The following is a 24,465-nucleotide window of genomic DNA, read 5'->3' as shown; positions in this document are numbered from 1 at the left end:
TTTGATTCCAAATCTTCAATAAAATATTTACGTATAAAGGATATGATGAAAAAAATTCTAGTGGGTTGCCTATCAATATTGATCATTGGAAGTTCTTTCACAATGAGGGAAGATAATCTATGGGCTTTATTTGCCAAAACCAGGTTTATTGAAAAATTGAACCGGGAATTTGGTATGTATTTTTTATATCCAAAATTCCCTGAGGAACTGAAGGCTTATGAGGGTAAAACGGTGACCATTTCAGGTTTTTTTATTCCTTTAGACATTAACGATTCCAATATTGCAGTAGTTTCTAAGTTTCCAATGGCAGAATGTTTCTTCTGTGGAGGGTCAGGTCCTGAAAGCATTGTGGTGGGTTACCTAAAAAAGAAACCGGGAAAAAGGATAAATACCGATGAGATTGTGACTATCCGGGGGAAACTGAAACTTAATGAGGATGATATTGAAGAGTTGAATTTTATTTTATTGGATGCTGAACTCATATTGGAAAAATGAAAAATCCAAAGAAGAAAAATAATACAAAAATTAAAATTCAAGAAGAAAAAGCAGATTGGGATTTTTCTGAAGGATTTGGAGGAATACCGGAAAATGTATCTCTTACACAGAATATTGGATGTGGTTCTAAACCCTTGAAAAACAGGAGAAAATGATTCCAAAATTTGGAGAAAACAGTTTTTTTTTGACTATTTTTCCGCAAACAAACCTACATTCTTATGAAGACAAATCACCCATTTTTAAAGCCATTATTAGCCTTACTCGTACTATTCATGACCGTATCCTGTACCGAATCGGTAGACCCTTTGCCTCAGGAAGATGCAACGCTTATTCAAGAAAGTATAGTAGTTAATGCAGCTTTTGAGGAGGCAGATAATTTTGCTTTAACAGCTTTTCAGACACAGGGACCAGGGTTCCGTTCTGTCTTGGGATTAAAAAGTGACTTGTGCAGCACAGCAAAAGTTGAGGTTTTTCCTGAAAACAAGTCCATTCAAATTGATTTTGGGACAGGTTGCAAAAGTGCAAGCGGAATTGAACGCAAAGGTAAATTGATCATAAGCTATGCGGAAAGCACTGAGCAAGGATTTGTTATTTCAACCACTTTTTCGGACTACCATGTCAATGGGCTTAAAATTGAAGGAATGAGAAAATTATTTTACCGTGGATTTAATTCCAATGGAAATTACTTCTCATTTGAGAGTGTCATTTATGACGGAAAAGTAACATGGCCTGATGGGAAATTTGCTACTATTGAAGGAGAATTTCCCAAAAAACTTTTTCTACCTAATGACAATGAAGGAATCAAACTTGAAGTTACCGGTGGTGCCGGCGGTACAAACCGCTTAGGGATGAATTATTTTTATACCATTGAAAAACCACTTACATTCTTTCAGGAATGTACCGAAAAAGGTAATTGGATACCTTCCATGGGAATCATTGAAATTACAATTGCAGAATCAAATAAATTCACTGTAGATTATGGTGAAGGGACTTGTGATAAAGATGCAATAGTCAATCACAATGGGGCCTCATTTCCTATCAAATTTGATTGATCCGGTATTTTGGAATAAATAGCAGAAATCCCTTGATGTAGATGATTCAGGGATTTCTGCATTTATTGACATTGGATAATTAAAAAAGCCGGGTACTTCGGTTTAATGAAATACTAAGCCTTTGCTTTAAATTCAAGGATAATTTATTTTTTGTCTCTCTATTTTTTTCCTTCCGGATAATAATGATGGATATCTCTTTGAGGGAAAGGGACCTCAATATCATGGGCTTCAAGTGCTTCTTTGATGGCTTCCATATTATCCCAGTACACAGGCCATAAATCGGCTGAATCGGCCCAACAACGTATGGTCAGATCCAAAGAACTGTCGCCAAAATTGGTAAAATAAACTACAGGGTTAGGATCATCGTGGATTCTTTCATCTTTTTTTAAAACATCTAGGATTACTTTCCTAACTTTTTTGAGATCAGTGCCATAAGCAACGCCGACAGCCATATCTACCCTCCTGGTTGGTTTTTGGGAATAGTTAATTATGGGATTGTTGGCAAGTGCCCCATTGGGAATCGTGACCACTTTATTGTCAAAATTCCTTACTTTGGTGTAGAGAATATCAATACTTTCCACCTCCCCAATAGTACCTTGGGCCTCAACTGAATCCCCAACCCTAAAAGGTTTGAATACCAGGATTAAAACACCCCCTGCAAAATTTGAAAGAGATCCCTGTAAGGCCAAGCCTATGGCCAAACCTGCAGCACCAAGAATTGCCACAAAAGAAGTCATTTCCATTCCAAGTGTAGTTGCAACACTGATCAGTAACAATACCCAAAGGATGGCATTCAGAAAACTCTTAAAAAAGGTAGAAAGGGAGGGATCTATCTCGTATTTTTCCAGTGCAGCAGACATAAGTCTGATCAGCAACCGAATGACATATCGGCCTACCAAAAGTAAAATTAAAGCTTTTAATAGTGAAGGGCCGAATTGAAAGGCAAGGTCAATGGCTTTTTCTTTGATAATTGATAAATTGTCAATGTTTAAATCGTAATCCATAAAATTTAGGTTTTAGTGGAAAATAAGGTTATGATTCTGGCGTATATGCAATGATTTTCCAGCGAAATGCCCAATGCCAGCTAATTTCAAAATTTTTAAATCCAGATGCTTTCATCAAATATTCTATTTCTTTTTTCCGAAAACTTCTCAAAACGGAAAGAGGTCCGTCGTTTTTCACCATAGGTGAATGGGAGAAAAGAGCAGTTAAAAGCTTGATGCTGTAAAATGCAAGCGGATGCCTGTGCAGGTCATTGATGACCAAGGCAATTTTTGCCTTAATAATAAAAGTGGAAAAAAGGTTAATTAGTTCCTTGTCTGTAAAATGATGGGTAAATAAAGTACAGGAGATGATATCTACCTTTTGGTCTAAAAATGATTTTTCGAAAACATTTTGAACCTGAAAGGAAACATTTTTCAGGTCAGCCAGATTTTCCCTTGCAGCGGCAATCGTGTTGGGATTGGCATCAATTCCGATAAAATGACAATTTAAATTTATTGATTTTGCCCAATTGGCCATTACGCGGATCATGTCACCTCCACCACAACCTATATCTGCTATTGTAAAAGACTTGTCTGGGGAATTTTCAATTATTTTTTTTAATGCAGAGGTGGTTACATAATTTCCGCCAAGAAGTTTATTGATCGTTCTTAATTCTTTCAGTGTCTGAACCAGCACAGGTCCATCTACTTCCAGGTCATCCATGATCTCTTTTTCAACACTTCTTGTTGTAAATTTTACCATTATTTTTCCAATAACATGGTTTCCAATGTCAATCCAGGTCCAAAACCCATAGCTAAAATGTTGCCGCTTTTTGTTTGTTCTTCCAACCATTTTTCTAAAACAAAAAGAATGGTTGCGGAGGACATATTTCCAAAATCCCGCAGGACTTCGTGGGAGGCAAAGTTCTGGTTTATGTCCAAACCAAAAGCTTCTTCCACTTTTTGTAAAATTTGCCTCCCCCCCGGATGAATTGCAAAATTCTTCAAGGTTGACAATTGAAAATAATTCTCCAAGTGGGATTGAATTACTTCGAGACCTTTTTGTAACAGATCCGGTACATATTTACTTAATTTCATTTCGAAACCAAAATTACCGATTGACCATGCCATGTCCTCCTCCCCATTTTTGAAGAGTTTGGAATCATATTTGGCAATTCCCAGTCCGGATTTTGATTTGCTGATTAAGGCAGCTGCTGAACCATCCCCGAAAATGGCATTTGCAAGCAAATTGTCTTCTGTGTAATCCTTTTGGAAGTGTATGGTACAAAGTTCAACTGAAACAATTAATACCTTAGCCTTAGGAGAAGAATCACAGATCTTGTCGGCTAATTTTATAGCATTGAATGCTGCATAGCAACCCATGAAATGGAGAGAATACCTTTCCAGATCGGTTTTTAATCCCATTTCATGAATTATCTGAAGTTCCAGCCCAGGAGCAAACATTCCTGTACAGGAGACCAAAATCAAATGGGTTATTTCTGTTGGATAAGTCATCCCCTTTTGAAGACATCTGGTGATAGCTTTTTTTGCCAAATGAAAGCCGTTTTTTCGGAAAACTTCCATTCTTTGCTGTGTACTTGGAAATGGGGTCAGGCTGTGGTTTTTTGGGAAAAAACTGAATTTTTGAGGATCGTCATACTTGAAATCTTCCAGAACACTATAGCGATGTTTGATCCCTGACTGTCGATATACAAAATTGAGCTTACGCGATTCTACAGCGTCAAGACCATGGGCGATTTTCATAAATTCCCCAATTTGCGTTTGAGAAATACCTTCGCCTGGATTCGCTGTTCCAATACTCACAATATGATTGTTCATCAACTTAAGTTTATTTTTTCTAACTTGGATACGAAGTTAAAACATCTCTTAACCGCAAAAGTTAAAAAGAAAAGCTGATTATGTTTAGGTGGTCGAATTGGAAACATTTGAGAATTCCCTTCTCTTTTTACTTAATGCCAGTATTTTTCTTTGCACTGGCATTAACCCCAAATTTGAGCGGGGAAACACTTGTGATCGTTTTTCTTGCTTTGCACCTTTTTTTATATCCTTCCAGTAATGGTTATAATAGTTATTTCGATAAAGATGAAAAAAGTATCGGTGGTTTAAGAAACCCCCCAAAGGTTTCGGTAGGGCTTTATTACCTATCCCTTCTCTTTTTTCTAATTGCCTTAGCATTAGGTATTTTGATCAATTGGCAATTTGTAAGTATGCTTTTGGTTTATGGCCTGGTTTCAATGGCTTATAGTCATCCATCTATTCGATTGAAAAAATATGCTTATGGCAGCTGGATAGTGGCAGGATTTTTTCAAGGGTGCTTTACTTTTTGCATGGCCTATGCAGGTTTGAGCAAATTTGGATGGGAAGTATTCTCCAAATCCCATGTGATCTTTCCTGGATTACTGACCAGCCTGATGCTCTGGGGTTCTTATCCTTTGACCCAGATTTACCAACATGAGGAGGATGCCAAAAGAGGAGATTTAACCCTAAGTTTAAAATTGGGCATAAAAGGAACATTTTCTTTTTCAGCTTTATGGTTTTTGATTGCAGGAATAGCTTTCACCTGGTTTTTTATTGATAGAGGTCAAACCCATGTCATTTTTGCATTTTTGGGGGCTATGCTTCCTGTAGTACTTTATTTTATACTCTGGTTTTATTTTGTTCGGGAAAACCCTGAAAGATATGTGAATTATTCTTGGGCTATGTGGATGAACAGGGTTTCTGCCTTGGCGTTGAATGTTTTTTTTATTTGGTATTTTCTTGAAAACACCCAGGTACTTCAGGTCTTTTAAAATAAACGCACAGCTATTATCTTATTCCCTATGGCTTTATATTCAGAAGTAACTTCCCCAGTAGAAAAATCCAATAGCAAACCCTGCATATTATCTTTTTCCGTGCTGCTCCAATAAGTCCCACCTTCGAAGCCAACTAATTCATTCAAGTATAATTTTTCACGGATTTCCTTTAGTTCATCTATGGAAGGTAAAAACCAGTCTTTATATCCGTTTTGATTGAAATCTGCCAATACATGCATGCTGCTCAACTGATTGATGGCCCTGTTTTTTTGATTATACAAATAGCTGTTTATTTCGCCACTTCCTATGGTATTGGAAGTGCCAAGGGGAATAAATTGATGATCAAACCAAAAGGTGTTATAATAAAGGCTTTCAAAACTTAAAGCTTCCATGTACCTCCAGCCCCAATCGTAATTTCCCATATCAATAAAAATCAAACCGCCACCTGGACCCGTTTCAAGCAAGGAATAGTCTGCCTCAGGCAAAGTTTCAAAAACTATTTCATTACTATAAGCCAAGCCTGCCTTATTTTGGACAAATGCCCTCACATAAAATTTTGTATTGGGTTGTAAGTCAAAAATCTTACTGTCATATGCACCATAAAACCTTTCATCATCCTGTACGGTGTTTTGGAGATCTGGATTGGGTTGTCTGCTTATCGTTAACCCCCTTCTAACCACACCTCCGGTACCATCATTAATCAGTCGGGAATGTATCGTTACCCTCACTGCACTCACGCTTTCAGGTGATTCCAATAAGATTTCCGGCAATACCTCAGGGTCATTCTGCATACAGGAAATCCCGAGAAGAATAATTAAAAAAAGACTGGGTAAAATGTTGAACTTCATTTCACTTGGTAATTGGAATCAACTAAAGTTAATGGAATTTGATCAAAAAACTTCCCCGTGTGTTCTTTTAATTATTTCCTTAGCCAAAAAACCAGAGTTTTTTATCAGCCCTACTGCAAATTCAGATACTTTTCTTGAACCGAATAACCACTGTACTTTTCTACCTATCCATAGACGTCTTCTAAAATGATGATTCCATAATCCAGCGTACTGTAGTTCAATGGCATTTCTTTCTTTGTTCTGAAGAATAGCCTCAGCAGCCAGTTTCCCTGTATGGATGGCGATGGCCATTCCATTTCCACATAAAGGTGTGATCAAACCCGCAGCATCCCCAAGCATTAAGATATGGTTCTCTAAGGGTTTTTTGGGAGAAAAATTAACCTCATTGATAACTTCAGGCTTTTCAAAAATAAAATCACTGTTGCGAAATAGAGATTTTAAATGGGGGTTTTGGAACAAAACAGCCTCCTCCATGTCAGGAATATTTCCATATTCCTTAAGTTGGTCCTTGGAGCCCAAATAACAGAGATTGTACTTTTCTTCTTCTATTTTATTCACCCCGCAATATCCCCCTTCGAAATTATGAAGGGCAACAGCTTCTGGGTCAAAATCGGTAAGAATATGGTATTTCACTCCGATATAGGGTGAACGGGTAGTTATAAATTGCCTGTCGAGTGACTTATCAATTTTAGACCTTTTTCCAAAAGCACCCAAAACAAAATTGCTTGTCAATTGACTTCCATCACTTAAAGTCATTTCGAAATGCTGGTATTTTTCTTTGAAATTAACATCTTCCGCTTGTTTCTGGAGGATGAATTCAACTCCCGAATCTTTTGCTTTTTTATATAGAAAATCATCCAGTATATATCGGCTGATGCCAAATCCGCCCAGGTCAAGTGGTATTTCTGCCAATTTTCCATTTACTGCACTTAATTGAAACCTTGAAATTTCTGAAGGAATGAAATCCTTGGGATATAGACCTTCCCTTGATAAAAATTCCCGGACTTCATTGGAAATATATTCCCCACAGACCCTATGGAACGGGTATTTCTTTTTTTCTATGAGTAAAACTTCCCGGCCATTTTTAGCCAACTGATGCCCAGCAATCAATCCGGCAAGCCCCCCACCAATAATAATGATGTCTTTTTGAAAAGTTTTCATAGATGCCTATTATTAGAGAGATATGCCGTTTATCAAATTTGTAGGGATTAAATTAATAAATACCTCCTCCTAGGAGTTATTTTCAAAAGTTTAATAATCATTCAACCATTATATTAAGAAGAAGTTTACCCAAATACGATTTAAGAGGGGTTTTTTAATTCTTTTTTTGGGATGATCTTGGTCGGAGATCAAGCATTTGCCCAAAAGAAGAAGCCAAAAACCAAACGGAAGCCACAGCTCCTGCCCAGGCCCCTGCCAGGCACCCGGCTTCAAGGAATGGAATTAAACCCTATGCTGAAGTATTCATAAAAAAAGCCAAGTTAAAAGAAGGTTTATTTATGGTTCATGAGGTACAAGGGGAGTACTATTATGAAATCCCTGATACTTTGAATCAGGAAATAATCTTTATTTTTACACATTCGAATAAAATACATAAGCATGTCTATTGATCCAGAACATATCCTTTATGAGCACAAACTTCGGATAACAAATTGTCGGAAAGAAGTTCTTAAAACTTTTCTTAAAAAGAAATCAGCACTTTCTCACTCTGATTTAGAGGAAATTTTAAAAAAAGATTTTGATAGGGTTACCATATACAGGACTTTGAAGACATTTTTGGATTCAGATTTGATCCACAAGGTCCTGGACGATAGTGGAGCAACAAAATATGCCTTATGTGCTCATAGCCATGAAGGAAATCATTCACATGATCATGAACATGTCCATTTTAAATGTGAGAAATGTGGGAAAACGATCTGTATAGATGAAATAAGTCTGCCAAAAATAAAATTACCTGAAGGTTATATAAATAAAGAGGTGAATTTATTGGTAACAGGAATTTGTAAAAAGTGCAGTTAAACTTCTAAAGGATCAGAGGGACTTTTTCTTTTTGGGCTACTTGTTGGCCAGATTACTCCTGGTGGAAGGTCAATTTTAGGAGGAGTTAAATCTTCAATACCCCCATCGCCATCATCATTGTTGCTATCTCTTCTTGGCATTTTGGTTTTGGTCATTGTGGCTACAAAATATATCAATACCACATAGGCAAAACCACAAAGTACCAAATCTATCACCAAGCTACTCATTTTATTAAAATTTGTGATTAAGTTAACAATTTTGAACTTAGAAGTCAATGTATTAACCATTTACCTTCACATTTGATTTATAATTAACCGAAAAAATTTGGAGTGGTAAGATTCAATTTGTGAAATAATGGATATAATAGGATATTTGCGCTCTGAAAATTTAAAATAATGATAGTTAAAACAAAGAAATATCAATTAGAAACAGGGACTTATATTAAACTGGGCTTGCTAAATATACTAAAGCAACAATGGTGGGTTATATTAATAGCCATTGCCATAGCATGTGGGTATTTTTGGATTGCATCCTGGTGGTGGATAAGTATGGCCATTTTAGCTTATGCGCTTTATTGGCTTTTTTGGGTGATACAGTTTGCCGGGGTTACCCAAATGGAACAGAATAAAGTCATTTTTGAAAAAATGGCTTATGAAATAGACAGCCGACAGATCCTGATGAAACTTAATGTCAAGCAGGGAATGCCCATCAAATGGGATATGATAAAGAAAGCAGAGATGACAAAGGATGCGTTTATTCTTACTATGTCAAAGGCACAGTTTATTCATCTTCCCTTTAGAATTTTCAATTCGGAAAATGACAAAAAATTTGTAGAAACAATCTTGAGACGAAAAGAATATATCAAATAAAAAAATAGCCCTGGAGACTTTCAGGGCTATTTTTTTGGTATTTCTGATCTTACATGGAAGGAAGGATCACTGTATCAATTACATGAACAACACCATTTGAAGCTTCAATATCAGCAGCTGTAACTGTAGCATTGTTTACCATTGCTTTTCCATCTTTCAAGGTAATGGTGATGTCAGATCCCTGGGCCGTTTTTGCTTTCATACCATTTTTTAGGTCTTTTGAATACACTTTACCAGGCACTACATGGTAGGTCAGGACCGCAATTAATTGCTCCTTGTTTTCAGGCTTTAAAAGTGTTTCCACTGTACCTGCAGGAAGTTTTGCAAAAGCTTCATTGGTCGGTGCAAATACTGTGAAAGGACCGTCTCCCTTTAATACATCAACCAATTCTCCTGCTTGCACAGCGGCCACTAATGTGGAAAGAAAATCAGTTTGAACTGCAAGGTCAACTATGTCATTCTCAGCATAAATTGTGGAATTTTTGTTGGCAGTAAATGCAGATGTTACAAAAAAAGCAACAAGCACTGCCACGTTTAATAATTTTTTCATAATAATAATAGTTTTGGTTAGTAGATGTATAAGAAAAAAGTATATGTCATTGTTTATCAATTTTTTAAATAAAATGATATTGATTTTTTTGTTTCTAAATCCGGGGAGTTCATACCTTATTTAATTAGTTTTGGATCATAATGAGGCCGAAAAATTACATGAATGGTTATTCTATGGTGCCGATTCCGATTTTTGATACCTCGCTTTCTAATCTTACTTTTGGTCATGCAAATCAAGTTATTGGCAATAGGAAAAACAGACAATCAGGCAATTCAATCTTTAATAGATGAATATCAGAAACGCCTTGGTTTTTATATCAAGTTTGAAATGGAATTTATCCCCGATATTAAAAATTCAAAAAACCTGAACGAATCAATTCAAAAAGAGAAAGAGGGAGAGCAAATTCTCAAAAAACTTCAGCCATCAGATGAAGTCATTCTTCTGGATGAAAAAGGAAAGCAGTTTAATTCCATCGAATTTTCAGAATTCTTACAAAAGAAAATGAATTCAGGATTAAAGCAATTAATTTTTGTTATTGGAGGCCCTTATGGGTTTTCTGAAAGTGTATATTCCAGGGCCAATGGGAAAATATCGCTATCAAAAATGACTTTTTCCCACCAAATGGTCCGGATTTTTTTTGTGGAACAATTATACAGGTCATTTACTATCTTAAGGAACGAGCCGTACCACCACCAATAAAGGCAACTTTCAGGGTACTTAATGGCAGTCATTTTTTTGCCTATTGGATTCAAAGTAGACTACAGATTTTCTATTTTAATTTTTGCCACTTGAATGTATTTGAATTCAGAGGCATCGTCTGTCCATACCAACCAAATCCAATCCTTGTTCCGGCTGATTTGAGGAAATCCACTGGACCGTTTTTCAGAAGAAGTAGCGATTGTTATTGGTTCACCAAATTTTCCGTTCCTACTCACTTTTCTTATCATTATTTTTCCTTCTTCCATCCAACTTACCAAAGCGTTTTCTTCATCCAATAATTCTATGTCAACCCTTCCAATGGTTTTTCCGAGGTCTATTTTAAAGGGCGGGTCAAAGGTTTTACCGCTGTTTGAAGAAAAAGAAATTTTGACTTCAGGATTATCTTGTGCTGCGGTATACCATGCTACTGCAGCGGAATTACCTAAAGAGGATACCCTTGGGCCATTGACCGGGCAAGCAGCTATTTCCCAAAGATCCAAATAAACAGGCATGGTGGAGGACCAGGATCCATTTTCCCATTTGACGATGCCCATATCCCTGATTTCATTTTCGGACCTATCCCTAAAAATCACCAAAGGGCCATCATTTGTGATTGCCGATGTGGTTTGGCAACAATCGCAAACCCTTTCATCCAAAATCCATTCTTCCAGCTTTTTCCCATCATTATCCAATATTGCAGCTCTCAAAGCCATCTGACCATGATGGGCATGGTCGTGGGTATCATGCCCTCCTCCTGTATTCCGACCATCCAACCAACTGATCAGCATGTTTGATCCCCAAGGTGTCATGGAGACAAAACCATGTTCAGTTTCGGTATTATCATCATGTAGAATAAAAGGAGTGCTCCAATCTACACCATCTTGGGAAAGCGTTACCATAATATTATATGAAAATGTTCCCGGACCACTTTTTTCTAAAAATAAAGCAATCAATGTGCCGTCATCAAAAGCACTTATCTGAGGATAATCCGCCCAATTGGCAAACCAGTTTTCACCTTCAGCCACGGTAACGGGCGCTGACCAGTTTTGTCCTTCAAATGCAGATAATTTCAAACTGCTATTTTTCTCTTCTTTTTCTATCCAAGTAAGGTAGGTTTTACCTTTTTTTGAGGTAAATAAGTAGGGTTCCTCAGAATTTAAATCATCCTTTTGTATGGTTTTGACAAACTCAACCTTATCTTTTTCCAGTTCCAGAATTTGACTTGGTTTTGGCCTGCATGAAAAAAGGGCTGCCTGTAGGATCAGCCCTGTTAAAGCTAAAAGGATGTAGTCATATTTTCTCATTTTCATTCCGTAACCACCATTTTAAATCCTTCCCCATGAACTGTAATTATCTGGACTTTTGGATCATCTTTTAGGATTTTCCTGATTTTACTTAAATATACATCCATACTTCTGGCGTTAAAATAGGAATCATCTCCCCAAATTTGTTTTAAGGCATGACTTCTATTTACCAACTTGTTCATTTCAGAAGCCAAAAGCCGGAGAAGTTCATTTTCTTTAGAAGTAAGTTTAAAATTGCCGGATGGGCCTTTGATGTACTGCTCGTCATAATGTAACTCAAATTCACCAAAGGTGTATACTTTGAGGGCTTGAACGTCTGAGGATTTTTGTGTCCTTCTTAAAATTGCGGCTATTCTAAGCAAAAGTTCCTCCATGCTAAACGGCTTGGTGATATAATCATCAGCCCCGATTTTAAGCCCTTCTATGATATCCTCTTTGAGATTTTTTGCCGTCAGGTATATGATTGGGAGATCCTCCTGGACTTTTTTGATTTCTTTTCCAAGGGTGAATCCATCTTTTTTAGGCATCATGATATCCAAAACGGCCAGATCATATTTGTCTTTTTTAAATTTTGACCAGCCTTCTTCTCCATCTCTGCAAAGGGTAGTCTCATATCCTTTCATAGTCAGGTATTCCTGCAGAATATCGCCCAGATTAGGGTCGTCTTCTACAACTAAAAGTTTTGCTTTGCTCATTGTCTTTTGGGGAGTTTAAGGGTAAATGTACTTCCTTTTCCAAGTTCACTGCTTACATTGATTTCACCGTTATGGGCCTCAAGCATGGTTTTGACATAAGCAAGACCCAGACCAAAACCCTTGACATCATGTACGTTTCCTGTAGGCACCCTGTAAAATTTATCGAATATTTTTTTTAGGGCTTCTTTGGACATACCTACACCATTGTCAGAAATTGAAATAAAGATACTTTCATTTTGATCCCAACATTCTATTTTGACAATGGGATTTTCTTTGGAATACTTTATTGCGTTATCCAATAAGTTATTGAATATATGTGAAATATGAAAAGCATCAGCTTCCAGGTAAGGCTCTTTTAAGCTTGTATGAAGGGAAATATTTCCCCCTTTATTTTCTACTTGCAGCCCAAAACCGGTTTTGACATTTTCCAAAACCTCTTGAATATTCAGCATTTCAATCTTTAGTTTGAAATCTTTTTTATCCAAAGTTGCTGCCTGTAGCACTTTTTCGACTTGAGTGCCCAATCTTTTGTTTTCATCTTTAATAATCCCAATATACCTATTTCTAAAAGTATCCTTGTTAAGCAATTCCGGATCCTGCAAGGCTTCCACAGCCAAACTTACTGTTGCAATGGGTGTTTTAAACTCATGGGTCATATTATTGATGAAGTCATTTTTAATATCAGACAAGTTTTTTTGCCTGATAATGACTTTTATAGCATAGATAAAACAGAAAATGACTATTCCGATAAACAACATGGAACTCAATACAGGAAGCCAAATTTGCTGAAGTATAAATAGGCGTTTGTTGGGAAAATTGATCAATACAAAATTCTCTTTCCCCAGGAGGTCACTGGGGAACAATCTGGCCTGAATTCCCTGGGAAAGCATATTCGCATCTTTTATTGGCCCAAATGGAATCAGTTCTCCTTCATCATCGAGGATGCCCAATTCAAAAGATTGATCAATCCCTCTTTCTTTTAAATGGTTTTTTATCAGCGCTTTTACCTGGGCAGAATCTATACGCTCCAAAATATCCTTTTGGCCTTCCAGTAACTCTTCCCAGGCCTGGTTCATGGCCTCAATCTTCAAATTGGTGTACCTTATTTTTTCCAAAGCATCCCTTGGTACATTGTATTCCTCTATAAATTCCTGATCAAAGCCATACCTGTTCCTACCGAAAGATTCGATGGAATTAAGGTATTGTAGCTGTCTTTCCCTTTCTTCCAAAAGTATGGCCATCTCGTCAGGGGTAAAAATAGAGGAAGCAATCTGGGGGGTTAGGTAACTGAAAAAGTTATCCAAATCGGTAAATAAAGATAAGTCCATACCCCTAGATTCTACAAGTCTTCTAAACCTCTGACTTACTGAAGGCATGGGCTGCTTCATCATGGAATCAGTCAATGAAGGTCTCCTACGCACAACAGGTCTTTGCCTTATCTGGACCTCAATAGGTTCAATTTTCTGAAAAAGAGATTTTTGCAGGAGGGTATCTTTTGCCAAATATGAAAGAAAAATGTCACTTGTTTCCCCTTTCTCGAGTTGATCTATTGCAGAAGATAATGATTGATAAACGTTTTGTTCAAAATTTTCTTCATTGATACGCAAGGCATTGTTCACCCAATAATACTGGAAACCAATCAGCCCTATGCTGGCGATTGACATCAAAAAGATGATTAATTTCATTTGGGCTTTTGACATTTTGCAAATTTACAGGATAAAATAAGCTTGGTCAGGAGCTTAACAATTTTTAACAGCCCAATGACCATGTATTGAATCCATTAAATTGTAGATTTTCATACATTTTATTGGAATCCCAAAAATCCGAAAATGTTAAATCTGAGAATAAAGACAAGTTTCCATGCTCCTTTTTTATTGCTATCCAATCCTTATCTTTGGCGTTTAAAATTAATTTCATGGAAATCAAGGACAATCAGTATCAAATTCAGGGGGTTTCTTTGACCCAGCTAGCAAAGGATTATGGTACACCTTTATATGTATATGATGGGGATAAAATCCTGGGCCAGATAAAAAAGCTCCAAGAAGCATTTTCAACGGTAAAGTTGAGGATCAAATATGCCACAAAGGCTCTTTCCAATATCAATATCCTGAAGTTGGTGAAAAAGGCAGGAACCGGGGTAGATGCTGTTTCAATTGAGGAAGTCAAATTATGCATGTATGCAGGATTTGAACCCCAGGAAATCATGTATACGCCCAATTCAGTTTCCTTTGATGAGATTCAGGAAGCAGTTAATTTGGGAGTGATGATCAACATTGATAATATTCCCATGTTGGAACATTTCGGTACTTATTATGGAAATAAGGTGCCGGTCTGTATCCGGCTGAACCCCCATATTCTTGCCGGTGGAAATGCCAAAATTTCGGTTGGTCATATAGACAGTAAATTTGGAATTTCCATTTTACAGTTGAAGCATGTGCATAAAGTGGTTGATGCCTATGGTCTGAATGTAATTGGCCTTCATGTGCATACAGGTTCTGATATTTTGGATGCAGAGGTATTCTTGAAAGGTGCTGAAATTTTGTTTGATGCAGCAAAGGAATTTAAAGGGTTAAAGTTTCTCGATTTTGGTGGTGGTTTCAAAGTGGCCTACAAAGTTGGAGACATATCCACCAACATCAAGGATGTAGGAAATAAGGTATCAAAGGCTTTTAAGGAGTTTTGTAAGGAATATGGATCTGAATTGGAAATTTGGTTTGAACCCGGAAAGTTCCTTGTTTCCGAAGCAGGATACCTTTTAGTTAAAGTGAATATAGTTAAATCCACTCCCGCGTCTACTTTTGTGGGGGTAGATTCAGGTTTGAACCATCTTATTCGGCCCATGATGTATGATGCCTACCATGATGTGGTCAATATTTCCAAATTGGATGGGCCTGAGAGGGTCTATACTATTGTTGGATATATCTGTGAAACGGATACTATAGCAGCTGACCGGAAATTAAGAGAAGTCCAGGAAGGTGATATCATTGCAATAAAAAATGCAGGTGCTTATGGTTTCTCTATGTCCTCCAACTATAATTCAAGATTGAGGCCCGCGGAAATTTTAATATTGAATGGCAAGCCAAACCTAATCCGGGAAAGAGAGACCTTTGATGATATTCTTAGACATCAGGTTCAAATTGAGATTTGATTCAAAATTTTTAAAGAGATAAAAAAGCTGCCGGAATTTCACCGCAGCTTTTTTTGTTATTTTTCCTTGATTGTACACCAAAATTGGACTTCTTAATGGTTCTTAATATGAAACGCTAAACCAAATTGAAATTTTTTTTAATTTTTTTTTAAGAATATAACTCTATCAAATATTTCAAACCTTCATTTTAAATCAAATAAAAAGCTGATTGGCCTGATTTTTTTGAATATGGTATTATAGCGGGAAAAATTTCACTTTTTTAAGACGTATTTTGTTTATTAGCACACCCCTTCGAAACTTGCATATTCCATATTTTCTTTAATAAATTAAGAAAAATAGACAGAGTGTAAGTATATCATTTTGTTTTATTTGAAAAGCATAAAATTTTATTTTAAAAAATGAAATACAAAATTATATGCGCAAATAACAAAATCTATGCTTGTAAAGACCCTATATGCTGCAATCAATCATAGGACATGTCATTCTTTAGGAAAATAAGTTTTTTACTCATAAGCCTTCTGATTTTTCAGATTGGATTTGCTTTGGCTTTGCCCAAGTTGTGGGGAACTTATTCTCTAGGAAATCATGGATTAGGAATACCATCCTTTTCGGGAGAATCAGAAACGGAAGAGTCACAATTAACTGTCAAGGTATCCGGTAAACTTGCGCTTTGTCATCATTTGGACAGAGGGCATATCATTTTGGAAGTCACAGGTGGTTTGCCACCCTATTCTTTTACCTGGAATAACCTCGAGAAGGTTCAAAACCGGTATAATTTATACGCGGGTACTTACACTGTATTTATCAAGGACAGTAATGGCAAAGAACATGAGGAGCGGATTATCATACAGCCTCCTTTTCCCCTGATCGTAGAAATGGGAGCTATTCAGCAAGCAAGTTGTTCAAATAATTCGGATGGAAGCGCAAAAATCAACATCAAATTTGGAAGAGGAGAACCATACAAAATTGAGTGGAGTCATGGTTTGACGGATGAATTGGAAGCAGAAAATCTGGCGCCTGGAACTTATACAGTCAGGGTAATAGATATGTATAATTGTGATGCTACACTCTCTTTCGAAATAAAATCCGGGGCAGATTCCTTTGAAATCAAGGAAAATGTAACACAAATCAATTGTTCAGACAATGCAAAGGGTGCAATTTCTTTAGTGCTTTCTGGGGGAAATGCTCCTTATTCCTTCCTTTGGTCTAATGGTAGTACTTCTAAAGATATTGAAAACCTTGAAGCAGGTATCTATGAAGTGACCATCACAGATACTGCCGGATGTACCGTTACCAAATCATTTGAAATCAAATCACCTTCCTCTATGGAATTGTCTGTAGGCAGGGTCAGGCATAACCAGTGTTTTGGTTCAAATGAAGGAGAAATTGATGTTGAGGTCAAAGGAGGACAGGAACCTTATACATTTTTATGGAACAATGGGGCAAGTAGTAAAAACCTTAAAGATCTACCCTCAGGGACCTATACGCTAAAAGTTAAAGATGCTAATGGCTGTGAAATAAGCACAGTAGTGGAGATTGAGCAGCCAATTAAGTTATCCGCTAAGATAGAGAGCTCAATTGATGTAAACTGTGAAAACGGAGAGGCAAAAGGTTATGCCTGGGTAAGAATTGAGGGAGGAAAAAGTCCTTATACCATTAATTGGAGCAATGGAGTTACCGATAAACAAGAGATTGAATTTAATCAACCGGGAGAATTTGAGGTGGAAGTGGTGGATAGTTTTGGTTGTAGGACAACAGAAAAAATAAGAATTGAATTTCCATTTGATAATAGTATAGCTGGCAGGATAGATTTCAAGGTAAGGAAACTATCCATTTCTTCAGAGTCTGAAGTACAGGTTTTGGAACCATTGGTTTTTGAAAGTGAGATTGCTGAAGATTTTATAGCATGGGAATGGGATTTCGGTGATGGGGCAGCTGCAAGCGAAAGAGATCCTGTTCATGTTTTTAAAAATCCGGGTGAATTTGATGTGGTATTAAGGGCTTATGATATCTATGGATGTTCCTCAGTACAGCGAAAATCAGTAAGGGTTTTGGAAAAAGATGAATGGATTACCATTCCCAATGCTTTTACTCCAAACGGAGATGGTCTCAATGATTTTTTCATGCCTGTATTAAAAGGTGTGGTCAGTTTCGAAATGAACATTTTTAATCATTGGGGAGAACCTCTTTATACCCATCAGGGGCTGGAAGGAAACGGATGGGACGGCACCTATATGGGCAAATTGCTTCCAACGGGTAATTATGTCTATAAAATTTCATTGAGCACTATCAGCGGGGATTCTATTCAAAAAACTGGTACGCTTACCATTGTTAGATAATTTATGAAAAGGATATTTTTAACATATTGCATGATGACATTGGCATTTTTGGTTAAAGCCCAGGATATCCAATTCTCTCAATTTTATGCAGCTCCAATTTATTTAAATCCTGCTTTTGCTGGGTCATCAGAAATGACAAGATTCGGGGTAAACTACAGAAACCAATGGCCTGGATTGGACCATAGTCTCAATGCCTATTCTGCTTACATAGATCATTATTTTTTCAATTTAAACAGTGGCTTGGGTTTAATTTTAAATGGTATGAATGAGACTATGGCGGGCCTGAGGACTTCTGAGGTTGGTATTGCCTATTCTTACCGGGTCCAGCTCGGCTTCAATAGTTTTTTAAGATTTGGAGGGCAGGCAAGTTTTTTTTCCAGAGATGCCAACCTGAGTCAATTTGTATTCGGTAGTCAAATAGACCAAACTTCCGGAGCAATCGGTGATTTTAGTGGAGAATTGTTGGGCAAGGATAGCAGACACCGTTATATGGATTACCATTTTGGTATGCTGTTCAACAATGAGTATGGATGGATTGGAATCTCTGCCCACCATGTAACCCAGCCCAATATTTCTTTTGTGGATGATCAGATCAGTAAATGGCCCATGAAACTTTCTGCCCATGGTGGTCTGAAGTTTGATTTATCAAATGGGATGGTGAATAATTTTATGAACAATACCCAAAACAGGAGAGAACTTGTTTTGGCGTTCAATTACAAGCACCAGGATCCCTTCAACCAGTTGGATGTAGGAGCACAAATGAATATCCAACCTTTGGTTTTTGGAATATGGTATAGGGGGCTGCCAACGATGGGCAATGGGATGCCCAATAGTGAATCTTTGATTGGGCTTTTGGGAATTGCACTTGGTAATGGCCTTGATATTGGCTATAGTTATGATTTTACCCTTTCCAATCTTGGACAGGCAAATACTGGTGGTGCCCATGAAGTATCTATGAGATTATCTTTTTTGACCGGTGATCAAAAACAAGCCGGACGTAAAGGCAGCATTTTGCCTTGTTTTAAATACTGATGACACTATTTTATATAGTGATTTTTTTGAACAAATAGACCGTTAAAGGGATTATGGTGTCATAATCCCTTTTTTTATGTCCAAGATTTTAAGATTGATTCTAGGAGATCAGCTTAACTGCCAACACCTTTGGTTTAAAGAAAAAAACAAGCAGGTGCTTTATGCTATGATGGAAATGAGACAGGAAACTGATTATGTAAGACATCATGTGCAGAAAGTCATCGCTTTTTTTGTGTCCATGAGAAACTTCAGCGAATGGCTAAAAGAACAAGGACACGAGGTTTTGTATTTGACTTTGGATAATCCCGAAAATGAACAGGACCTTGAAAAAAATCTTAAAAAATTAATAGAAGAAAGTGGCGCTACACATTTTGAATACCAGCTTCCGGATGAATATAGGTTAGATCAACAAATAAATAGTCTTTGTAAGGAATTGAACATTTCTTCCAAAGCATATGATACTGAACATTTTTTGACTTCCAGATCTTATCTGTCTGAATTTTTTAAAGGGAAGAAAACTTTTTTGATGGAAACATTTTATAGGGAAATGCGGAAAAAATACGGCATTTTAATGAAGGGAGGTGAACCCATCGCCGGAAAATGGAACTTTGATCAGGAAAACAGGAATAAATTAAAAGACCCCTTATTGATCAAACCGCCCAAGAGCTATTCCAAAAATGTTACTGAAATATTGCATTTATTGAAAATGAAAGGGGTAAAAACCTTTGGAAAAATCAATGCAGAAAAATTCATCTGGCCAACAACCCGGGAAGAAAGCCTGGATTTATTGGAATATTTCTGTCATCAATTGCTTCCCAGGTTTGGAGAATACCAGGATGCCATGTATTCAGGAGATATCTTTCTTTTTCATAGCAGGTTAAGTTTTAGTCTTAATGTAAAAATGATTTCACCTTTGGAAGTGGTAAAGAAAGTGGAGCATTACTGGTATGAAAATCAGAATAATATTGGTATTTCCCAGGTCGAGGGATTTATCCGTCAGATTATCGGATGGAGGGAATACATGCGGGGGATATATTGGGCAAAGATGCCTGAATTTGCTACCCTCAACTTTTTTCTTCATGAGCGGAAGCTTCCGGATTTCTTTTGGACTGGGAAGACCAAAATGAACTGCCTAAAACTTGCCATTAGCCAATCATTGGAATATGCCTATGCCCATCACATTCAAAGGCTAATGATAACCGGAAATTTTGCTTTGCTTGCAGGTGTCCATCCCGATGCGGTGGATAGGTGGTATTTGGGAATTTATATTGATGCTATAGAATGGGTTGAAATAACCAATACAAGGGGAATGAGTCAATATGCAGATGGTGGTATAGTCGGCACTAAACCCTATGTATCTTCAGCAAACTACATTGATAAAATGAGTGATTATTGTAATGGATGTTTTTACAGTAAATCAAAAAAAACAGGAGAAAGGGCTTGTCCTTTTAACAGTTTATACTGGCATTTCTATGTCAGGCACGAAGATAAATTGGCAAAAAACCCCAGAATCGGGATGGTTTATAGGACTTGGTCAAAAATGAAGGATAAGGAAGAAATCCTCCGTCAGGCGGAATTTTATTTATCCAATATAGATGATTTATAGTGTATTAATGCATACGGTTGTATTTCCGCATTATTTCAAGGACTTTATCAACAGGTAAAGACTTAACTACTCTGTTTTCCTTCCCGACCATATCCTGAGCTGTGAAGAGCGAATTGATAATTGCTTCTTCCGTAGCTTCAATTGTTGCCAAAAAAAGAGGACTCATGTCATCATTCCTTAGCAATTGAGGAGTTTCTAAAACTAAGGGATTTTCCTGATGTCTAATGCGGTTAGATCCATAGGTTGAAAAGGCAATAACATAATCACCTGAACCATTGGAAGCAATTCCCCCGGTTTTAGCCAGTCCCATCATGGCTCTTTGAGCCATCCTTTTTAGATTCCTTTCGTTTATCGGAGCGTCTGTAGCCACAACAATCATACAGGATCCATCCACAGATTCCAATTGGTTTTTAAAACTGTATTGATTCAATTCAAACCCTATTGGAACACCATCAATTTGTAAGACGCCTCCAAAATTACTTTGGACCAATACACCTACAGTATACCCGCCTAGTGATTCGGGAAGTTTTCTCGATGCAGTCCCAATGCCACCTTTAAATCCAAAACAAACTGTCCCGGTTCCTGCCCCTATATTTCCTTCTTCGACGCCTTGGTTTGTTGCATTTTTAATAGCGCTTAATACATCTTCTTTGGTAATATGTTGACCGCGGATATCATTGAGAAATCCGTCATTTGTCTCACCAACAATGGCATTCACCGATTGAACCTGTTCGTTACCCGGAATATTTAATGTATATTCAATTATCCCCTTAATTCCCTCAGCTACACTTAAAGTATTTGTTAAAATAATAGGGCTTTCCAGATTCCCCAATTCTTCTACTTGGGTGCTTCCTGCCAATTTTCCGAAACCATTTCCTACAAATACTGCAGCGGGCACTTTTTCCTGATACAGATTGCCTGAATGTGGTATTATAGCGGTTACGCCTGTTCTGATAGTTTCACCTTCAATTTTTGTTAAATGACCTACTGAAACCCCTTTGACATCGGTAATACCATTTAACTGTCCGGGCTGCATTATCCCAATCCTGATCCCATATTCTCTTGGTCTAAGTTGTTGTCCCATGCTGCTTGTTGTAAATAGGAAGAAAAGAATGATAAATCCATAGATTTTCGTATTCATTGTTGAGACATTATTTTGCAGGTAAAATATTTTGATCTGATAAGTCAAAACCACTTCAATAGGCTTTCGATAATTTTTTTGCTTTTGATTCCATAAGGAGGATAGATAGGCTTCACTGCCGTCAGTCCAATTCTTTGTTTCATTACTGCTTTTTCATTGCTGAAGGCTAAAAAACCGAAGTGTCCATGCGCCTTGCCCACACCACTGTTATTGACCCCCCCAAATGGCAATTCGTTTTGTAAAAAATGGAGCGCGCAATCATTGGCCACTGTCGCACCAGAGGTGGTTTCTCTAATGACTCTTTTGATCATCTCATTATCCTTGGAGAAAACATATAGGGCAAGCGGTTTCGGTTTGAGATTGATGTAGTTGATGGCTTCTTCCAAATCAGCATAAGTAATTACTGGCAAAACAGGACCAAATATTTCCTCGTGCATGATATCCATTTCTTCGGACAATCCGGATAAAATCGTAGGTTCAAAAAAATTGTCCTCCTCGTTGACATATCCTCCCCAATAAATTTGAGCACCTTTCATTTCCGCATCTGACAAGAGGTGTTTGATTCGTTTTAAATGTTTGCCATTTACAATTCGTGTATAGTCTTTTGATTTTTCCACCCCTTTGTTTTTGGGGTCGTACATTTTTTGGATATTTTCTTTGAGTTCATGTAACAAAGCCTCTTTTACCGCAGCATGTACAAGGATATAATCAGGGGCCACACAGGTTTGTCCGCAATTCAATAATTTTGTCGCTATTATTTTTTCGGCTGCATCTTTAATGTCTGTTTTTGAATCAATAATTACCGGAGATTTCCCACCTAATTCCAGGGTCACAGAACTCAGGTGTTCTGCTGCAGCTTTCATGATAATTTTACCAACAGATGGGCTTCCTGTAAAGAAGATATGATCAAATGGTTTTGCCAATAATTTTTGGGCGACATCGACATCCCCTTCAAAAACCGCCACTTGGCTTCTATCAAAGGTTTCCTCTACCAATCTCCTGACCAAAGCGGAAGTATGGGGGGTCATTTCTGAGGGCTTGATGATAGCTGTGCATCCTGCTGCTAGGGCAGATACCAGAGGTCCCAATGCCAGACCGAAGGGATAATTCCAGGGGGCAATAATCAGGCATGTCCCTTTAGGTTCGTAGTGGATATAGGATTCACTACCCAACATGGTAATAGGGGTATGTACTTTTTTTGGCCTCATCCAGGCATCAAGATGCTTGATCGCATGTTTGATTTCAGAGGTTACAGGGTAAATTTCCGTTATACTGATTTCAGGATATGGCTTTTTAAAATCTGCATGAATGGCCCTATTGATGTCTTCCATATTGGATTTTATCCAATTCATCAATTTATTTAACAAAGCAATACGCTGGTTAGCAGTGCTTTGTCTCATGATCAGGGATTGTTTTTTTTGTGCTGTAAAAACTTGATCTATAAGAGAAGCTGTTATTTCTACGGTAATTTCCATGGTTATTCTTTTTTCTATGGATTGGTTGATTAATTTAAGTAAGTATTTTGAAAGGAGAAAAATTTATTTCATATTGGAATCTGTTTGAAATAAACATTTCACACATTCACCCGTTATTTTATCATCACCCAAGTTTATATTGTTATGTACTGGAGTTTGGAAAGGATTATTCCCCAAGAGATTTTGGGAGATAATCAAAAAATGAGGTTGATCAAGGAATACCTCCAAAAAATTAAAAGTGAAAAACTTAGTAAAACAAAAAAGGGCTAAAAAGCCCTTTTTTTGTGTCTTTTCCTATTTTTTTATACCTTCTCAATCATTTTCATCCCTACAAAAAAGTATTTTAAAATAAATTTTTTGTATTTAGATAAAAAAATATTTGGGTTAATGCTTGACATGAAAAGCAAAAAACTGTATGTTTACGTCATAAAAGTTATTTGGAACTTTATCTGTTGACCTGTGAGGGTCAAAAACCGGTCCCTAAGGGCCGGTTCCGGATTGAAAACAGGAATCGGGACGGATTGAGTGTCCCGGAAAAGAGAGGGCTGCCGCGGCCTGTAAATGCGGCAAAGGACCATATAAATCAAATAAACCGAGAAGTGATGAAAAAGATTTTTAACATTTTGTTGGCGGCGGGCATTTTTGCGATGTCAGCGGGCCGTACGGAGGCCCAGCAGCTGCCGCAGTTCAGCCAGTACATATTCAACGGCCTCCACATCAACCCTGCGTATGCGGGCTACAAGAACGAGGGCTATGTACAGAGCACGTACAGGAGCCAGTGGATGGATTTTCCGGGTGCCCCGCGCACATTTACGGTGACAGCCGACCTGAGTGCCAATGAGGGCAAGATGGGTTTCGGTGCGTCCTTTCTTACCGACCAGATCGGTCCGACCCGTACGACGACGGCACTTTTGACCTATGCGTACAGGCTGCAGACGGGTGACGATTCCTTTTTCAGCCTTGGTGCGAGCGGCGGTTTTTCGGACTATATGATAGACGGGGACATGCTGCGCTACAACGACCCGAACGACCCGAACATCCCGGAGGGCCGTCTGACGATGCTGACGCCGAACATGAACCTTGGTGCCTTCTGGCACAGCAGCAGGTTCTATGCGGGGCTGAGCGCGTACAACCTTGTGGGGAAGGGATCCCTTGAGCGTGAGGACATCGCGCTTGCGTTCCACGACGTACATTTTTTCCTTACGGCGGGGGCGATTTTCCCTCTTGGGGACAAGCTTCAGTTCAAGCCGAGCTTTTTGGTGAAGGAAGTTAAGGGTGCGCCGACGTCCTACGATCTTAACGGGATGTTCCTGTTCATGGAGCGTCTGTGGCTGGGCGGTTCGTACCGTTCTAACGTGAAGATCTGGAACGACAACCTGGAGGACAACCTGAACGGC

Annotated in this window: 25 protein-coding genes; 13 read left to right on the top strand and 12 right to left on the bottom strand. The window is 37.9% G+C overall.

Going from position 1 to position 24,465, the window contains the following annotated elements; translation table 11 throughout:
• Positions 1-42: 42 nt before the first annotated feature.
• From ACFSKV_RS19095 to ACFSKV_RS19085, 3 genes are all read left to right on the top strand, one after another.
• Positions 43-495 (top strand): hypothetical protein, encoded by a 453-nt coding sequence (locus tag ACFSKV_RS19095; RefSeq protein ID WP_380806529.1) that lies wholly within the window; start codon positions 43-45, stop codon positions 493-495.
• Positions 492-650 (top strand): hypothetical protein, encoded by a 159-nt coding sequence (locus tag ACFSKV_RS19090; protein WP_380806526.1) that lies wholly within the window; start codon positions 492-494, stop codon positions 648-650. The genes ACFSKV_RS19095 and ACFSKV_RS19090 overlap by 4 nt, the downstream gene beginning before the upstream one ends.
• A gap of 63 nt (positions 651-713) precedes the next feature.
• Positions 714-1,547, top strand: a complete 834-nt coding sequence (locus ACFSKV_RS19085; protein WP_380806524.1) for a hypothetical protein — start codon at positions 714-716, stop codon at positions 1,545-1,547.
• A 158-nt stretch (positions 1,548-1,705) separates the two neighbouring features.
• Here the strand turns inward: ACFSKV_RS19085 and ACFSKV_RS19080 are convergent, their stop codons facing one another.
• The 3 genes from ACFSKV_RS19080 to ACFSKV_RS19070 are packed head-to-tail and all read right to left on the bottom strand — an operon-like array spanning position 1,706 to position 4,369.
• Positions 1,706-2,551, bottom strand: a complete 846-nt coding sequence (locus tag ACFSKV_RS19080; RefSeq protein WP_380806521.1) for a mechanosensitive ion channel family protein — start codon at positions 2,549-2,551, stop codon at positions 1,706-1,708.
• 28 nt (positions 2,552-2,579) lie between these two features.
• On the bottom strand, positions 2,580-3,293 hold the full coding sequence (locus ACFSKV_RS19075; protein ID WP_380806519.1) for a methyltransferase domain-containing protein: 714 nt from the start codon (positions 3,291-3,293) through the stop codon (positions 2,580-2,582).
• On the bottom strand, positions 3,293-4,369 hold the full coding sequence (locus tag ACFSKV_RS19070; protein ID WP_380806517.1) for a type III polyketide synthase: 1,077 nt from the start codon (positions 4,367-4,369) through the stop codon (positions 3,293-3,295). The genes ACFSKV_RS19075 and ACFSKV_RS19070 overlap by 1 nt, the downstream gene beginning before the upstream one ends.
• An 80-nt stretch (positions 4,370-4,449) precedes the next feature.
• Between ACFSKV_RS19070 and ACFSKV_RS19065 the strand changes: the two genes are divergently transcribed.
• Entirely contained in the window at positions 4,450-5,340 is an 891-nt protein-coding gene (locus tag ACFSKV_RS19065) for a UbiA family prenyltransferase (RefSeq protein ID WP_380806514.1), read from the top strand.
• On the opposite strand, the gene ACFSKV_RS19060 is transcribed toward ACFSKV_RS19065, so the two are convergent.
• Complete coding sequence (locus ACFSKV_RS19060; protein ID WP_380806511.1) at positions 5,337-6,191, bottom strand: Lcl C-terminal domain-containing protein; 855 nt, start codon at positions 6,189-6,191, stop codon at positions 5,337-5,339. The genes ACFSKV_RS19065 and ACFSKV_RS19060 overlap by 4 nt on opposite strands.
• 42 nt (positions 6,192-6,233) lie before the next feature.
• The gene (locus tag ACFSKV_RS19055; protein WP_380806509.1) at positions 6,234-7,352 is read right to left on the bottom strand and encodes an NAD(P)/FAD-dependent oxidoreductase; all 1,119 of its coding nucleotides are present in this window, start codon (positions 7,350-7,352) and stop codon (positions 6,234-6,236) included.
• 194 nt (positions 7,353-7,546) lie between these two features.
• Between ACFSKV_RS19055 and ACFSKV_RS19050 the strand changes: the two genes are divergently transcribed.
• Together ACFSKV_RS19050 and ACFSKV_RS19045 are read left to right on the top strand one after the other, a co-directional pair.
• Positions 7,547-7,801: a DUF5118 domain-containing protein gene (locus tag ACFSKV_RS19050; RefSeq protein ID WP_380806975.1), complete on the top strand. Its 255-nt coding sequence runs from the start codon at positions 7,547-7,549 to the stop codon at positions 7,799-7,801.
• Positions 7,791-8,210, top strand: a complete 420-nt coding sequence (locus ACFSKV_RS19045; protein ID WP_380806507.1) for a Fur family transcriptional regulator — start codon at positions 7,791-7,793, stop codon at positions 8,208-8,210. The genes ACFSKV_RS19050 and ACFSKV_RS19045 overlap by 11 nt, the downstream gene beginning before the upstream one ends.
• On the opposite strand, the gene ACFSKV_RS19040 is transcribed toward ACFSKV_RS19045, so the two are convergent.
• Positions 8,207-8,437 carry a hypothetical protein gene (locus ACFSKV_RS19040; RefSeq protein WP_380806504.1) on the bottom strand — a complete coding sequence of 77 codons (231 nt, stop codon included), beginning with the start codon at positions 8,435-8,437 and terminating at the stop codon, positions 8,207-8,209. The genes ACFSKV_RS19045 and ACFSKV_RS19040 overlap by 4 nt on opposite strands.
• A 168-nt stretch (positions 8,438-8,605) precedes the next feature.
• On the opposite strand from ACFSKV_RS19040, the gene ACFSKV_RS19035 reads away from it, so the two are divergent.
• A complete protein-coding gene (locus tag ACFSKV_RS19035) occupies positions 8,606-9,079 on the top strand; it encodes a YcxB family protein (protein WP_380806502.1) in 474 nt (157 codons plus the stop codon).
• 49 nt (positions 9,080-9,128) lie between these two features.
• Here ACFSKV_RS19035 and ACFSKV_RS19030 read toward each other — a convergent pair whose 3' ends face one another.
• The gene (locus ACFSKV_RS19030) at positions 9,129-9,629 is read right to left on the bottom strand and encodes a fasciclin domain-containing protein (RefSeq protein WP_380806499.1); all 501 of its coding nucleotides are present in this window, start codon (positions 9,627-9,629) and stop codon (positions 9,129-9,131) included.
• Positions 9,630-9,854: 225 nt separating this feature from the next.
• Here ACFSKV_RS19030 and rlmH point away from each other — a divergent pair, with 225 nt between their 5' ends.
• A complete protein-coding gene (gene rlmH / locus ACFSKV_RS19025; RefSeq protein WP_380806496.1) occupies positions 9,855-10,328 on the top strand; it encodes a 23S rRNA (pseudouridine(1915)-N(3))-methyltransferase RlmH in 474 nt (157 codons plus the stop codon).
• A gap of 59 nt (positions 10,329-10,387) precedes the next feature.
• Here the strand turns inward: rlmH and ACFSKV_RS19020 are convergent, their stop codons facing one another.
• Genes ACFSKV_RS19020 through ACFSKV_RS19010 form a run of 3 tightly spaced genes read right to left on the bottom strand, consistent with a single transcriptional unit; the run spans position 10,388 to position 14,012 of the window.
• On the bottom strand, positions 10,388-11,638 hold the full coding sequence (locus ACFSKV_RS19020; RefSeq protein ID WP_380806494.1) for an exo-alpha-sialidase: 1,251 nt from the start codon (positions 11,636-11,638) through the stop codon (positions 10,388-10,390).
• Positions 11,635-12,327, bottom strand: coding sequence for a response regulator transcription factor (locus tag ACFSKV_RS19015; RefSeq protein WP_380806491.1), 693 nt, complete (start codon positions 12,325-12,327; stop codon positions 11,635-11,637). The genes ACFSKV_RS19020 and ACFSKV_RS19015 overlap by 4 nt, the downstream gene beginning before the upstream one ends.
• Positions 12,324-14,012 (bottom strand): sensor histidine kinase, encoded by a 1,689-nt coding sequence (locus ACFSKV_RS19010; protein ID WP_380806488.1) that lies wholly within the window; start codon positions 14,010-14,012, stop codon positions 12,324-12,326. The genes ACFSKV_RS19015 and ACFSKV_RS19010 overlap by 4 nt, the downstream gene beginning before the upstream one ends.
• 230 nt (positions 14,013-14,242) lie before the next feature.
• On the opposite strand from ACFSKV_RS19010, the gene lysA reads away from it, so the two are divergent.
• From lysA to ACFSKV_RS18990, 4 genes are all read left to right on the top strand, one after another.
• Entirely contained in the window at positions 14,243-15,475 is a 1,233-nt protein-coding gene (gene lysA / locus ACFSKV_RS19005; RefSeq protein WP_380806486.1) for a diaminopimelate decarboxylase, read from the top strand.
• A 476-nt stretch (positions 15,476-15,951) separates the two neighbouring features.
• A complete protein-coding gene (locus ACFSKV_RS19000) occupies positions 15,952-17,814 on the top strand; it encodes a T9SS type B sorting domain-containing protein (protein WP_380806483.1) in 1,863 nt (620 codons plus the stop codon).
• 3 nt (positions 17,815-17,817) lie between these two features.
• Positions 17,818-18,846: a PorP/SprF family type IX secretion system membrane protein gene (locus tag ACFSKV_RS18995; protein WP_380806480.1), complete on the top strand. Its 1,029-nt coding sequence runs from the start codon at positions 17,818-17,820 to the stop codon at positions 18,844-18,846.
• A 76-nt stretch (positions 18,847-18,922) separates the two neighbouring features.
• Positions 18,923-20,452, top strand: coding sequence for a cryptochrome/photolyase family protein (locus ACFSKV_RS18990; RefSeq protein WP_380806478.1), 1,530 nt, complete (start codon positions 18,923-18,925; stop codon positions 20,450-20,452).
• Between the two features lie 4 nt (positions 20,453-20,456).
• On the opposite strand, the gene ACFSKV_RS18985 is transcribed toward ACFSKV_RS18990, so the two are convergent.
• Positions 20,457-21,593: a DmpA family aminopeptidase gene (locus ACFSKV_RS18985; RefSeq protein WP_380806475.1), complete on the bottom strand. Its 1,137-nt coding sequence runs from the start codon at positions 21,591-21,593 to the stop codon at positions 20,457-20,459.
• Between the two features lie 44 nt (positions 21,594-21,637).
• On the bottom strand, positions 21,638-23,068 hold the full coding sequence (locus tag ACFSKV_RS18980) for an aldehyde dehydrogenase family protein (protein ID WP_380806473.1): 1,431 nt from the start codon (positions 23,066-23,068) through the stop codon (positions 21,638-21,640).
• Positions 23,069-23,670: 602 nt separating this feature from the next.
• Between ACFSKV_RS18980 and ACFSKV_RS18975 the strand changes: the two genes are divergently transcribed.
• The coding region (locus ACFSKV_RS18975) for a PorP/SprF family type IX secretion system membrane protein (protein WP_380806470.1) at positions 23,671-24,465 on the top strand (795 nt) is incomplete at its 3' end.

It is taken from the genome of Shivajiella indica (assembly GCF_042683085.1).
Classification (GTDB): domain Bacteria; phylum Bacteroidota; class Bacteroidia; order Cytophagales; family Cyclobacteriaceae; genus Shivajiella; species Shivajiella indica.
The sequence above is the reverse complement of the archived record's forward strand: the minus strand, read 5'-3'. Positions and strand labels throughout refer to the sequence as shown.